We start from the raw sequence: 13,361 nt of genomic DNA, 5'->3' as shown, positions 1-13,361 counted from the left end.
TATATTAGCTAAAATATCTGGAGATTTCAGTATGAAGCTAATTAGTCCAAAATCTAATGACCTTTTTGATTTTTCATCTCTTTCAAATAAAATTGGTGAAAAAATTGTTTTAAAAGGAACTATACATAGATTGCGAATTCTTGCAAATGTTACTTTTCTCATCCTAAGAACAGATAGGTATCTTTTGCAAACTGTACTAGAACCTGAAACAATGAAAAAAGTTGGAATTGAAAATTTTTCTGAAGGAGATTTTATTGAACTTGAGGGTAAGATTAAAAGATCTAATATAAAAGATAAAGCTATATTTCCAAGAGACATAGAAATTGAAGTTGTTAATTTGAAACTTATTTATCATCCTGATGAGCAACCTCCTTTTGAAATTAATAAAAAAATTTTAAATGTTCGCCCTGATTTAGAATTTGACATGAGACCTATTTCATTAAGACATCCAAAAAAAAGATCAATATTTAAAATTTCAGAATCTGTTGCTAATGCATTTGAAACTTTTCTAACTAAAAAAGGTTTTACAAGGATCTTTACACCAAAAATTGTATTTTCTGGTGCAGAAGGTGGAGCTAATATTTTTAAAGTTAAATATTTTGATAGAGAATTGTATTTGACTCAATCTCCTCAATTTTATAAACAATATGGAGTTGGAATTTTTGGTAAAGTTTATGAAATAGCTCCTGTTTTTAGAGCAGAGAAACATAATACTTCAAGACATCTTAATGAATATATTTCTATGGATTTAGAGATGGGATTTATTAAGGATTTTTATGAAATTATGGAACTTGAAACCGATTTTATGAAATTTCTATTTAATGAATATTTGCCAGAGCATAACAAATTTGAAATCGAACTTCTTGATATAAAATTACCTGAAATCAATACAATCCCTTCAATTAAATTAAGTGAAGCTCATGAATTATATCTAAAATATAGAAAAAAAGATTTGAGATCTGAACCAGATCTAGCACCAGAAGAGGAAAAATTTTTAACTCAATGGTCTTTAAAAGAGTATAATTCTGAATTTTTATTTATAACTCACTTTCCTACAAAAAAAAGACCCTTCTATACAATGGATGATCCAGAAAATCCTGAAGAAACTTTATCATTTGACTTACTTTTTAGAGGAATTGAAATTACAACAGGTGGACAAAGAATTCATAATTATAAAATGCAGGTTGAAAAACTTAAAAAATTTGGATTGGAACCAGAAAAATTTGAAGTTTTTTTACAATTACATAAATATGGAATACCACCTCATGGTGGCCTTGCTATTGGTCTTGAAAGAGTTGTAGAAAAAATATGTGGTTTATCAAGTGTAAAAGAAGCTTCAATGTATCCTAGAGATATAAATAGAGTTATCCCATAATAATTCCCAATTTTTAAAACACATCGGAGGGTATTTTGAAGATTAACATAGCAATTATTGGAAATGGTGGTAAAGAAGATGCAATTTGCTGGAAATTATCCTATAATGAAAATATAGACAATATCTTTTTTATACCTGGAAATGGTGGAGCAGTTTTTAAAAATAAAGTTAAACAAATTAATATCGACCCTTTAAAATTTGAAACTTTAAAAGATTTTTTAAACAAAAACAATACCAAATTGGTTATTATTGATAAAGAACAATATTTATTTTATGGATTAACAGATTATCTAAAAAATGAAGGTTTTCTAGTTGTAGGAACTTCTAAAAAAGCATCAATATTAGAATCCAGTAAAGCTTTTGCAAAACAATTTATGCAAAGGTATAATATACCTACACCAGATTTTAAAATTTTCAGTAATTATGAAGAAGCTTATAATTATATATCTACCTTAAATAAACGCTATGTTATTAAAGTTTCAGGTCCTGCAAATGGTAAAGGAAGTTTTATTATAGATTCGAAACATAATGGAATAAAAACTTTACAGCAAATAATGGTTAATAAAGAATTTGGCAAATCTGGAGAGCAAATTATTGTTGAAGATTTTATAAAAGGTGAAGAGGTATCTCTCATTATTGTTACAGATCATGATTCTTACAAAATATTTCCACTAACTCATGATTATAAGAAAGCATTTGATTATAATCTTGGGTTAAATACTGAAGGAATGGGAAGTATTTCTCCATACAATATTTTTACAGAAAATGAATTTGAGTTTATAAAAAAGAATATCATAGAAAATACATTGGAGAGTTTAAGAAAAGAAGGGATAGAATATAAAGGTTTTCTATATTTTGGTCTTATTAAATCAGATTCAGGGATTTATGTATTAGAATACAATACAAGGCTTGGAGATCCAGAAACTGAATCTTTTTTGCCACTGGTAAATAATAACCTTCTGGAAATCTTTGACAAATTAATAAATAACAAAATATACAATTTAAACTTAACCTTTGATTCAAAAAAAAGTGTTGCTGTTGTTATCGCTTCAAAAGGTTATCCTATTTCTTTTGAAAAAGATGTATTAATAACCGGGATTGAAAAACTTGATGTTCAAGACCTTTTTTTATTTCATAATAATACTATTTTTAAAGATAATAAATTTTTAACTAATGGTGGTAGAGTTTTAACTTTAATTGGACTTGCTGAGTCAATAAAAAAAGCTAAAGAACATGTGTATAATAACATCAGTAAAATATATTTTGATGGTATGTTTTATAGAAAGGATATTGGTGATAAAATATGGAAATTCATGAAGGCTTAACATTTGACGATGTTTTAATATTACCTCAATATTCCAACTTATCATTAAAAGAAATTGATATAACTTCAAAACTAACAAGAGATATTAAACTTAATATACCAATACTTTCTGCTGCAATGGATACAGTTACAGAATCAAATCTAGCGATTAATCTTGCATTAGAAGGGGGAATAGGTATTATCCATAAAAATTTATCACCTGAAATTCAAGCCGAAGAAGTATCAAAAGTTAAAAAGTTTGAATCAATTGTTATTTTAAATCCTATTACTGTTACTCCTGACACACCTATCAATAAAGTTAAAAATATTATGCTTGAAAATAATATAAATGGAATTCTTGTAGTTTCTAATAATAAAAAATTGGAAGGAATTATAACCAATAGAGATTTAAGATTTATTCCTGATGATAACGATAAAGTTAAAAAATATATGACCCCTTTTAATAAACTTATTATTGCAAACAAAGAAACATCAATTGATGAAGCAATTAGAATTTTATCAAAAAATAAAATTGAAAAACTACCAATTGTTGATCAAAATAAAAAGTTAATAGGATTAATCACTTATAAAGATATTATTAAAAAATCTAATTTCCCAAATGGTGCTAAAGATAATAAAGGTAGACTTTTAGTTGGAGCAGCAGTTGGTGTATTAGAAGATGCTTATTCAAGAGTCCCTCTTTTAATTGAAAAAGGAGTTGATGTTATAGTTATTGACACAGCACATGGACATTCAGAAAATGTTGGCAAAACTCTTAAATGGATTAAATCTAACTATTCTATAAATGTTATTGCAGGAAATATAGCTACCAAAGAAGGTGCCAAATTCTTAGTTGACAATGGTGCTGATGCTATAAAAGTAGGTATTGGACCTGGTTCTATTTGCACTACAAGAATTGTTGCTGGTATTGGAGTTCCTCAATTAACAGCTATAATGGAAGTTTATAAATATCTAAAGGGAACTGATATTAAATTAATTGCTGATGGTGGGATTAGATATTCTGGTGATATTGTTAAAGCTTTAGCAGCAGGAGCTGACACTGTTATGATTGGTAACATTTTTGCACAGGTTGAAGAAGCTCCAGGGAAAATGTATCATTTTAATGGAAAAACATATAAACTATATAGGGGTATGGGGTCAATAGAAGCAATGAAAAAAGGAAGCAAAGACCGATATGGACAAAAAGATATTGAAGATGAATCTAAATTTGTACCTGAAGGTGTTTCTGCATCAGTACCATATCGAGGTAAATTGAAAGATGTAGTTTATCAATTAGTTGGGGGCTTAAGATCTGGAATGGGATATGTAGGTGCAAAAGATATTCTTTCTTTAAAACAAAAAGCTAAATTTATTAAACTCACCTCTGCTTCCTTAAAAGAATCACATCCCCATGATATAATGATGACTAAAGAACCTCCAAATTATTGGGTATAATACTTTTAAATTTTTGCATTTCCCATAAATTTTTCAAATTTTTTATCAAGTTTTAAAGCAAATGATTTAAAAAGCTTGTATTGCGGTGGAATATAATAATAAAGAAAAATACCAATAAAAACACCTCCCAGAACATCAACAAAATAGTGAGCATACAAATATACTGTTGATATCAGAAGTGTTATTGTAAATGGAAAGTAAATTGGAATAAGATATTTATTATACTTTCTATTAAGAAATAGAGCTATCAAAGAAATAGCTACATGAGAAGAAGGAAAAGCAGCCCCTCCTAGCCTGGCATTATTAAAAATATTTTTCATTAAATTAGTAAAAAAATACCCTTCGAAATGATTATACCAGATATTATGCAACTCTGGAAAATAAAATTTTGGACCCTTTACAGGAAAAACAGAATAAAACATATACAAAATAAAAAAAGAAGTACTTACTGTCCATACTGTTTCTATAGCTTCCTCTTCTTTCCCTCTAAAATATAAAAACCACCATCCAGATGTTATTAAAAAATAGTAAAAAAAATAACTGAAAAAAAACAGTTCATTCACCCATTTTGAATTTTCAAACACTTTATACAAAGAGACTGATGGTTGATAATGAAATATTAAAAAATCTGCTTTTGCAAAGATAAAATCAAGTGAATGGTTATTAAAAAATAGCTGTGACAACAAAATACATTCACTAAAAAACAAAAGATAACTGGCTTGTATATAAAATATTCTAATGAATCGAACTAATTTATTTTTTGATCTATATGTCCATTTTATAAAATATAAAATAAAAACTATTAATATTAGAAATATAAAACCAAATACAAGTTCTCTATCAAATGTTATACCTAAAAAAGAACTTTTAATTTTACCTATATTTAAAAAAGAATAAATAGAAAAAACTAATAATAATATAATAACACTAATATCAGTTGGTAAAAATATCCTATTGGAATTATTTTCCTGATTCATAATCACCCCTTAATGTTAAACCTGCTATTTCTCTAAATTTGAGCATACTTTTTTTATGTACCCATTTTTAATATAAAAGTTTAAAGTATCTTTAACCATCTGTTCAAAAGGATATTTAACTTTTAAACCACTAAATTTGTAAAATTCATCTGAATCAACTATCCAGTAAAGAGCTTTTATCTCCATTATCTTTTCTTTATTTAAAATTGAAATTTTACCTGTTAACTTTTGAAAAAAATCTAAAAAGATTGAAAATACCTCAACAACAGGAATTGGAATTTTTATATAGTAATATTTTTTATTTATTCCACATGTTTTTCTTATAGTTTCAACAAACTTTTCAGTTGTTATTATTTCTGGATATCCCATGTGAAATCTTTTTTTAAAAAATTTATCTTTTGCAATTACAAATTCAAGGTTTTTTACAAGTTCTTTGACATAAATAAGATTCAACTTTGGTAATTGCTTTCCTGCATTAAAAACAAATTTACTTAAAGCCATTTTAAAAAATTTTAAACCATCAAAATCATATGGTCCAAAAACTGAAACGAGTCTAAAAACAGTAAAATTTTTTATATTTGAAATCAGATATTTTTCCCCTTTCAATTTACTTTTACCATAATTCGATATAGGAGATTCTTTCTCATCTATCTTTTTAGGATTATTCCAGTCTTTTGCAGGTCCAGTAGCTGCTTGTGTTGATGCATAAATAAAGTGTAAATCAGGGTTATTTAAATTTATCTCATCAACAACATTTTTCAACGCTTCATAATTTACTTTATAATACATATTTGTATTTAAGGATTTTGTTAATCCTGATAAATATATTAAACAATCAATATCTGAAAATTTTCCATTTAAATTATTTTTGTCAAAATAATCAATTTCTCTAAATTTAACATTTTTGTTATTAAAATAGCTTGTTTTAGAATTTTCCCTTTTATATATTACAATTTCATATCCCTTTTCAAGCAAATAATCTACAAGATTTTTACCAATAAATCCAGAAGCTCCAGTAATACCTACTTTCATTTTTACTCCTTTTAATTTAAAAATATTCATTAATAAAATTTATAAACCTCTCTGGAATTCTATCAATTACATTAACATTTTGACTGGTTTTTGGATGTTTAAAATTCAATCTATAACTAAAAAGTAATAAACCAAATTTATCAAAATATTTTTTATAATTTCTTGAATATATTCTATCTCCAATTAAAGGATACCCTCTTGTAGAAAATTGAACTCTAATCTGGTGAGTTCTTCCTGTTAAAAGTTTAATATTCAACAATGAATAATTATTAAAACTCATAATATTTTTATAGGCAAGTTTTGCATTCTTACCTTTATTTTCATCGGTAACAGTATATTTTAATCTATTATATGGGTTTCTTATAAGGTTATCTTCTAAAATTCCTTCTTTTGGTAAAACTGTACCCCTGGTAATAGCAAAATAATATTTATTTATATTCCTTGTTTCAAATAATAATTTGAGTTGCTTTTGAGTATCTTTATCTTTTGCAAATATTATCAACCCTTCTGTATCCATATCTAATCTATGAACCATCCCTGCATCTTCTAAAAAGATCTCTTTTTTCATTAAATAATCCATTACATAATTACATAATGTGTTATTTTCATGTCCAAAAGATGGATGAACAGGAATATTAAATGGTTTACGAACTATTATAAGGAAATTATCTTCATATAAAATTTTTAATGGGTAAAATTGAGGAATTATCTTATCGTTGTGAACTATTTTTTTAAACTTTAAATTAACTTTGTCTTCTTGTTTTACTTTTTTCGATAATTTAGAATTTTTACCATTTATTTTTAATTCAATAATATTTTTTTTGATAAAACTACGAGTCAAATCAGTTAAATTTGCTATAACATAGTCTACTCTATTATTCTCAAAATCTTCATCTACTTTAAAGTTGTATTCTAATATTTTATATTCTTCCATTTATTTTTATTATCGTTTAATATAATTTGTAATGTTATTTTATAATTATACCTGTATATAATATTTACAATTATCTTATAATTTTTAAAAATATTATTTTCATTTATTATTATAATTATTTTTGTTTTTATTATTATTATTAATTATAAATCATCATCATTATCAATTATATTTTTTTGTTCATCTTCTTCAGAAATGGATTTATCTTCTAATCCATCATTAAAAAATTGTTCTTGCTCAAAATCATTATTTTCTAAATAATTATTTTCTTTTTTTATTTCTTTTAAGTATTTTTTTTCTAGAAAAATAAAATAAATTATGAGCATAATTATCCCTGTTGTTACAAAAAAATCTGCAAAATTAAATACAGGGAAAGAATTTATTTTAAGTTTACCTATACTTAAATGAAAAAATTTAAACTCTATAAAATCAATTACCTTTTTTCTTATCAATCTATCTATAAAATTTCCAAATGCTCCTCCCAATAAAATTGAAAAAGTTAAAACTAAATAAGTATTAGTTTTTGTATATATTATTAAATAGATAAAATAAGCAATTACAATTAATAAAGCTCCTATTGTAATTAATACAATAGGATTAAAAGTTGTACCATCATTTAAATGTGATCCTAACCCATTTAAAAATCCTGTATTCTCAATATAGGTAATTCTAATCCAATCTTTTATTACATTATTTGATTGATAAAGATACATGTTTTTTGAAACCAAATATTTTGTTGATTGGTCTATAATTATAATTGAAAAAAAGATAATAATAAATAATAAAAGCTTCTTTAAATGTTTTTTATCCATCTTTACTCCTTGAAGTCAGATCATTAAATATAACATCAAATCCAAAAAATATAAATGATATATACAATACCCTTTTTTGATAGTTGTCAAACTCCTTTTCAAAATTACCATAAATAAAATAATTATTAAGTTTAATTAAATTATTTACATAAATATATATAAATGGAATAGAAATAAAAAAAAGAATTTCAGCTCTTCTCAATTTTGATTCTTTAAAAGTCTGGTTATCATTACTTTGATTATATTTAATAAAATTTTCAGTATAATTAAAATCATTTTTACTAAAATTCAAATTATTGTTTTTTAATAAGTAATTATTTAAAATATAATTTTTTAAAATACAATTGTTTAAAACCGTATTTAAATAAAAGGAACTATTTATAAAGAAATTATTAACATTAATATTATAAAATTGAAAAAAATAGTTATCACAATTTTTATTAAAATATAATAAGTTATAGTTTAAATTAAAATAAAAAAAGCATTTAAATTGCCTAAATACTTGAAAATTATTTTTACTCTTATCCAAAAATACATTATCGAATACATTATCACTAGATATACCAAAAAAAAAGATATTAGAACCATAAATTGTATTTTGCTGTAAAATAAAAGAGATAGAAGAAATTAATAAAAAACATATAATAATAATAAATAATTTATTTTTAATCACTTAATCCCTTTTTTATTATTTGTTGACCTATTTTTTTATTTTTATATTAATTCAATTATTAGATTTTTACTAAAACTTGATGTTTTAAATACAATTTAAAGATTACAATTTTTTTATAAATATAAATATTCTATATTTAAATTCTACACCAATAACTGGATATACTCAGTTATAGAATTTGAGTTATAATTCAAAATATTTTTTTAAAAAGATTTTTAATTTTTGATATTCTTTTTTATCTATTGCTTCTTTTGAAGTCTGTACAGCATATTGCAAAGCGTTAACACATTCACAATGTCTCTCTTCAGGTATATCAATAAAAATCTCTTTCAATACTTTTTTTACATTAGCAATATTTTTATTAACATTTTCAATAACCATCTTGACATTAACAGCTTCTTCACCCTCTTTCCAGCAATCATAATCTGTAGCCATTGCAATCATACCATAACAAATTTCAGCTTCTCTAAATAATTTTGCTTCTGGGATAGCTGTCATTCCAATAATTCCACCACCAATAATTCTATAAAAATTTGATTCAGCTTTAGTAGAAAATTGTGGTCCTTCCATACAAACATACATTTCATCTTTATGTACTGGGATGTTTAAAGATTTAATTTTATTATAGATAAATGATTGTAGTTCAGGACAAAATGGGTTTGCAAATGAGATATGACCAACTAATCCATTTGAAAAAAAAGTTGAATCTCTCCCTTTTGTTCTATCAAAAATTTGATTCGGTACAACAAGATGAGTAGGTTCAATCTCTTCTTTTAAAGAACCAACAGCAGAAATAGCAATTACTTTTTCCACCCCAATTGACTTCAATCCCCAAACATTAGCTTTTTGTGGAATATTGGATGGTAAAATCCAATGTCCTTTACCGTGTCTTGGTAAAAATGCAATTTTATTTTTAGTACCCTTAAAGTAACCTATTTTTATTGGAGCAGACATTCTACCAAAAGGGGTTTGAATTTCAACTTCTTTTTCAATAATTAAATCATCAATTTCTGATAATCCAGATCCTCCAATTATTGCAAATTTTATTTTTTCCACATCAAACTCCTTAGTTTAATAAAATTTTATATTTTAAAAAATGAGTAATAAAATTTTTTTGATAATCTCTAAAGCTAAAATTATTATTAAGTATGAAAAATCAATGTTCTGGAAAGTTGTTGGTATATATTTTTTAATCCAGATTATTAAAGGTTCAGTTATATTAAATAGAAAACCATAAATAGTTGTCATAAATTGAGAAAAAGGTTTTGGTGATAATAATTTAAAGATTTCTATAATAAATCTAACAAATAAGATTATTTCATAAAGATTTATTATTAAAAAAATTAATCCAATAATTAATTTCATAAATCCTCCACTTTTTTTTTCTTTTTATTTTTTTTAATTTATTTATTTTTATTATTATTTTAATAAAATATTCTATATTAATATTAATTTAAATTAATATTAACTTGTAATATTATTTTTTTAATTAATCCAATCTCTTGTAAATTTATTTTACTTAAAATATTCTCTCTTCCCAAAAATGATGGTTCCAACTCTTATCATGTTACTACCTTCTGCAATAGCAATTTCATAATCCCCACTCATACCCATTGATAAATATTTTAAATGTAGATTTTTATATTGCTCATTTGTTCTATAAAAAAGATTATTTAAAAGCTTAAAACTTTTTCTAATTTTTTTTTCATCCTCTGTCAAAGGTCCTACTGTCATTAACCCTATTAAATTAATATAATTTTCCCCATTTTCAAGAATATAATCTAATAATTTGAAATAATTGTCAGGATTTACCCCTGACTTTTGTTCCTCATATGAGGTATTTACCTCTATCATAATATCAATTTTTGAATCATTCTTTTTTAGTTCTTTTATGAGGTAATCTACTAATTTTTCCCTATCTACAGATTGAATAGTATTAAAATTATTAACAACATATTTGACCTTATTTGTTTGTAAATGTCCTATCATATGCCATGTAATATCATTGTATCCCATATCTCTTAATTGTTCAATCTTTTTTACACCTTCCTGCACTTTATTTTCTCCAAAAACCCTTAACCCAGCATTATAAGCTTCGATAATTTTCTCCACAGGATGAGTTTTGCTTACAGCAACAATTTCAATAGGATAATTAATTCCGTATTTAATTTTTATATTTTCTACATTATCTTTTAAACTTTTTATATTACTTTTTATATCCATAATTTCTCCCTTTCCTATTTTTTATATTTTATCCTTAAACCAATATATTTTTTAATTAACTTAATAATATAAAACAATTTCAAATAACCAATTATCTATATCTACATTTAAAATTATTGTAAAAATTTTTCAATAATTATATTAAATTATTAGTATTATTAGCCTATTTTAAAATAATTATTTGATTTTTTTTTATTTTTGTTGTATAAATCTATTAGTATTATTAATTCTGTAAATTTTACTAATAAAATCAAACTCTATATTTTTTTATTTAAATATTTAATTAAGTTTATTGAAGTGTTTTAAAATTTATTTTTATTACCTTTTTAATTTTTGTATTTGTTTACAAATTAAAATATTTTTAATAATGTTTTATTTTTATTATATTTTTTTTAATATTTTATATTTTTAAAGATTTTTTATTAGTAATTATAAGGATTTATTATGAGTGATAAAATTACTTCTCTTGTTGAAAAAGAATTTGTTTTTAATCAACTAATACAAAATAAAACTGCAATTGATTTTATAATAAACAATAAATCTAAATTTACAGGATTTATTAATTCTTTTTCAAAATCACAACTAACTATAAAGCATAATTCGAACTTACCCCTAACTCCCTATCAAAAATTGACATGCTCATTTTTCTTTAGAGATAACAGACATACTTTCAATACTATTGTTGTTAGCATTATTGATACTAAAACCTTTATTATTAAAGAACCAAAAGAAATATTAAGAAATTTACAAAGGAGATTTGAAAGAGTTAAAATAGAAGATATCCAGCACATTCAAATTTCCTATAAGGGAAAGGTTATAGATTTAAATTTTCCTAAAACTGAAGTTTTTTCTCCTTTCCCTGAAAAAGATTATCTATCCAAATCAAACAATTCTATTAAAAATTTATTAGCTGCTTTTAAAAACAAAATGTCTATCTTTTCTGAAAATCACATATATATGTTAAGAGGAAAGTCACCTTCAACTTTAGAAGAATTTTTAATTATTAAAACAGGAAAAAGTTTTTATATCCCCAATACTTTTAGATATTTTCCTGATAGTTCTGTCTATGATTCTTCAAAAGTTATTGTTGTTGATGATATCGTAGAATATGAAAAATTAATGGGTACAGCTGAAATTGTTATACCTGATAAAATAAATTCATTACTAATATCTAAACAAAAGAAAAATATTTTTTCTGAATTATATTACCCTGTTATTTATAAAAACTATGTTATAAGCTATATATATATTATGAATACTATTGATAAAAAAGCCCAAATTGCCTTTAATACAATATATAAACTAGATGAATTTTCTAAGCTTTTAATAGCTGGTTTAATCAAATCAAATTATTTTGAAAGTTTAGAAATTGATAAAAAACAAACCAACTTAGTTGATATTTCTGCCGGGGGTGTTTTAATTTCATCTAATGATAAAATGATGTGGGACTCTCTTGATAAAGGTACGAGGATCAAAATTAGTTTTAGTTTAAAAGAACATCTATTTGATTTAAAAGGGATGGTTAGAAGAAAATTTGAAAAAGATGATAATTTCTATTTTGGAGTCCAATTTATTGATATACCACTTGATACTATTAATTTGTTAAAAGAACTTTTATATACTGAAACATAAAAAACTTTTATATTAACTAAAAAAATTAATTAATTTATTAATTTTTTATACTCTTTAAAAGATTCATAAATTATTCTAGCTACATATTTTGATATTTGTAGCTTTCTTAACTCTTCTTTCCTTATCTTTAAATTTTTTAATATTATCTGTGGGATTAATAAAATTTTTATTTTTTTATCCAAATTTAAAATATTAAATAGATATATGCTGATAAATGAAAAGAAAAATGAATTTAATAAATTCAAATAATAATTATAATTTGTTAATTTTATAATATTATCAAAGTTTAATGTTTGTAATTTTAGTGCTAAAAATAATGATTTTGTTAATAAAGAAAGAATAAAAAAAATTATTATGAAAATAATTGTTTTTATCTTTTTTAATTTTATTGAAAACAATATGTATAAAATAAAAAAATAAATACTTATAATATATTTAATATGCATATTATTAAGATTATTTATTCGATAATTTGAAATAAAACTATATAGTAAAACACATAAATTAATGATAAAAAAAAGCAAAAATCCAATCATACGGATTTTTGCTTTTATACTTTTTTCTTTTTCCATAAAAATTTATTCTTCTGAAATAAGTTCTATAACAGCCATTTGTGCACTATCACCTTTTCTATAAGTTGTTTTAACAACTCTTGTATATCCACCATTTCTATCTTTAAATCTAGGACCAATTTCTTTAAAAAGTTTTGTTAATACTTCTCTATCCTCTATCCATTTTCTTGCTATTCTTCTATTGTGGACAGAATCAACTTTTGCTCTTGTAATCAATTTTTCAGCATAGCTTCTTAAATCTTTTGCTTTTTCAACTGTAGTTTCAATTCTTTCATATTTAAATAATGAAACTAACATATTTTTAAACATAGCTTTTCTATGAGCTTTAGTTCTACCAAATTTTCTACCCTTTTTAACCAGATGTCGCATATTT

14 protein-coding genes are annotated in these 13,361 nt (G+C 23.5%); 4 read left to right on the top strand and 10 right to left on the bottom strand.

Going from position 1 to position 13,361, the window contains the following annotated elements; all coding sequences use genetic code 11:
- The first annotated feature begins 31 nt into the window (after nt 1-31).
- From aspS to guaB, 3 genes are read left to right on the top strand one after another with little or no spacing between them, the layout of a single operon-like run.
- Nucleotides 32-1,375, top strand: coding sequence for an aspartate--tRNA(Asn) ligase (aspS, locus tag ACZ5EC_RS11995; RefSeq protein WP_464302718.1), 1,344 nt, complete (start codon nt 32-34; stop codon nt 1,373-1,375).
- A gap of 35 nt (nt 1,376-1,410) precedes the next feature.
- Nucleotides 1,411-2,700: a phosphoribosylamine--glycine ligase gene (gene purD / locus ACZ5EC_RS11990; protein ID WP_464302717.1), complete on the top strand. Its 1,290-nt coding sequence runs from the start codon at nt 1,411-1,413 to the stop codon at nt 2,698-2,700.
- The gene (gene guaB, locus ACZ5EC_RS11985) at nt 2,679-4,133 is read left to right on the top strand and encodes an IMP dehydrogenase (RefSeq protein WP_464302716.1); all 1,455 of its coding nucleotides are present in this window, start codon (nt 2,679-2,681) and stop codon (nt 4,131-4,133) included. The genes purD and guaB overlap by 22 nt, the downstream gene beginning before the upstream one ends.
- Before the next feature lie 5 nt (nt 4,134-4,138).
- On the opposite strand, the gene ACZ5EC_RS11980 is transcribed toward guaB, so the two are convergent.
- From ACZ5EC_RS11980 to ACZ5EC_RS11945, 8 genes are all read right to left on the bottom strand, one after another.
- A complete protein-coding gene (locus ACZ5EC_RS11980; protein ID WP_464302715.1) occupies nt 4,139-5,110 on the bottom strand; it encodes a phosphatase PAP2 family protein in 972 nt (323 codons plus the stop codon).
- Nucleotides 5,111-5,134: 24 nt separating this feature from the next.
- Nucleotides 5,135-6,142, bottom strand: coding sequence for an NAD-dependent epimerase/dehydratase family protein (locus ACZ5EC_RS11975; RefSeq protein WP_464302714.1), 1,008 nt, complete (start codon nt 6,140-6,142; stop codon nt 5,135-5,137).
- A gap of 16 nt (nt 6,143-6,158) precedes the next feature.
- Nucleotides 6,159-7,076, bottom strand: coding sequence for an RluA family pseudouridine synthase (locus ACZ5EC_RS11970; RefSeq protein WP_464302713.1), 918 nt, complete (start codon nt 7,074-7,076; stop codon nt 6,159-6,161).
- 143 nt (nt 7,077-7,219) lie between these two features.
- The gene (gene lspA / locus ACZ5EC_RS11965) at nt 7,220-7,888 is read right to left on the bottom strand and encodes a signal peptidase II (RefSeq protein ID WP_464302712.1); all 669 of its coding nucleotides are present in this window, start codon (nt 7,886-7,888) and stop codon (nt 7,220-7,222) included.
- Entirely contained in the window at nt 7,881-8,180 is a 300-nt protein-coding gene (locus ACZ5EC_RS11960; protein WP_464302711.1) for a hypothetical protein, read from the bottom strand. The genes lspA and ACZ5EC_RS11960 overlap by 8 nt, the downstream gene beginning before the upstream one ends.
- A 564-nt stretch (nt 8,181-8,744) precedes the next feature.
- Nucleotides 8,745-9,617, bottom strand: coding sequence for an S-methyl-5'-thioadenosine phosphorylase (gene mtnP, locus ACZ5EC_RS11955; protein ID WP_464302710.1), 873 nt, complete (start codon nt 9,615-9,617; stop codon nt 8,745-8,747).
- Between the two features lie 33 nt (nt 9,618-9,650).
- The gene (locus ACZ5EC_RS11950; protein ID WP_464302709.1) at nt 9,651-9,926 is read right to left on the bottom strand and encodes a YggT family protein; all 276 of its coding nucleotides are present in this window, start codon (nt 9,924-9,926) and stop codon (nt 9,651-9,653) included.
- Nucleotides 9,927-10,076: 150 nt separating this feature from the next.
- On the bottom strand, nt 10,077-10,784 hold the full coding sequence (locus ACZ5EC_RS11945; protein ID WP_464302708.1) for a YggS family pyridoxal phosphate-dependent enzyme: 708 nt from the start codon (nt 10,782-10,784) through the stop codon (nt 10,077-10,079).
- A gap of 444 nt (nt 10,785-11,228) precedes the next feature.
- On the opposite strand from ACZ5EC_RS11945, the gene ACZ5EC_RS11940 reads away from it, so the two are divergent.
- On the top strand, nt 11,229-12,416 hold the full coding sequence (locus ACZ5EC_RS11940; RefSeq protein ID WP_464302707.1) for a PilZ domain-containing protein: 1,188 nt from the start codon (nt 11,229-11,231) through the stop codon (nt 12,414-12,416).
- A 29-nt stretch (nt 12,417-12,445) separates the two neighbouring features.
- On the opposite strand, the gene ACZ5EC_RS11935 is transcribed toward ACZ5EC_RS11940, so the two are convergent.
- Both ACZ5EC_RS11935 and rplQ read right to left on the bottom strand, forming a co-directional pair.
- Nucleotides 12,446-12,988 carry a hypothetical protein gene (locus ACZ5EC_RS11935; protein WP_464302706.1) on the bottom strand — a complete coding sequence of 181 codons (543 nt, stop codon included), beginning with the start codon at nt 12,986-12,988 and terminating at the stop codon, nt 12,446-12,448.
- A gap of 6 nt (nt 12,989-12,994) precedes the next feature.
- Nucleotides 12,995-13,357, bottom strand: coding sequence for a 50S ribosomal protein L17 (gene rplQ / locus ACZ5EC_RS11930; RefSeq protein WP_464302705.1), 363 nt, complete (start codon nt 13,355-13,357; stop codon nt 12,995-12,997).
- Nucleotides 13,358-13,361 lie beyond the last annotated feature (4 nt).

It is taken from the genome of Exilispira thermophila (assembly GCF_055389015.1).
The sequence above is the reverse complement of the archived record's forward strand: the minus strand, read 5'-3'. Positions and strand labels throughout refer to the sequence as shown.

Bases quoted from the DNA above. Each gene is read 5' to 3' on its own strand.
- ACZ5EC_RS11980 (WP_464302715.1), bottom strand. From the start codon at position 5,110: ATGAATCAGGAAAATAATTCCAATAGGATATTTTTACCAACTGATATT.
- guaB (WP_464302716.1), top strand. From the start codon at position 2,679: ATGGAAATTCATGAAGGCTTAACATTTGACGATGTTTTAATATTACCT.
- aspS (WP_464302718.1), top strand. From the start codon at position 32: ATGAAGCTAATTAGTCCAAAATCTAATGACCTTTTTGATTTTTCATCT.
- ACZ5EC_RS11940 (WP_464302707.1), top strand. From the start codon at position 11,229: ATGAGTGATAAAATTACTTCTCTTGTTGAAAAAGAATTTGTTTTTAAT.
- lspA (WP_464302712.1), bottom strand. From the start codon at position 7,888: ATGGATAAAAAACATTTAAAGAAGCTTTTATTATTTATTATTATCTTT.
- ACZ5EC_RS11975 (WP_464302714.1), bottom strand. From the start codon at position 6,142: ATGAAAGTAGGTATTACTGGAGCTTCTGGATTTATTGGTAAAAATCTT.
- ACZ5EC_RS11945 (WP_464302708.1), bottom strand. From the start codon at position 10,784: ATGGATATAAAAAGTAATATAAAAAGTTTAAAAGATAATGTAGAAAAT.
- ACZ5EC_RS11935 (WP_464302706.1), bottom strand. From the start codon at position 12,988: ATGGAAAAAGAAAAAAGTATAAAAGCAAAAATCCGTATGATTGGATTT.
- ACZ5EC_RS11970 (WP_464302713.1), bottom strand. From the start codon at position 7,076: ATGGAAGAATATAAAATATTAGAATACAACTTTAAAGTAGATGAAGAT.
- rplQ (WP_464302705.1), bottom strand. From the start codon at position 13,357: ATGCGACATCTGGTTAAAAAGGGTAGAAAATTTGGTAGAACTAAAGCT.
- ACZ5EC_RS11950 (WP_464302709.1), bottom strand. From the start codon at position 9,926: ATGAAATTAATTATTGGATTAATTTTTTTAATAATAAATCTTTATGAA.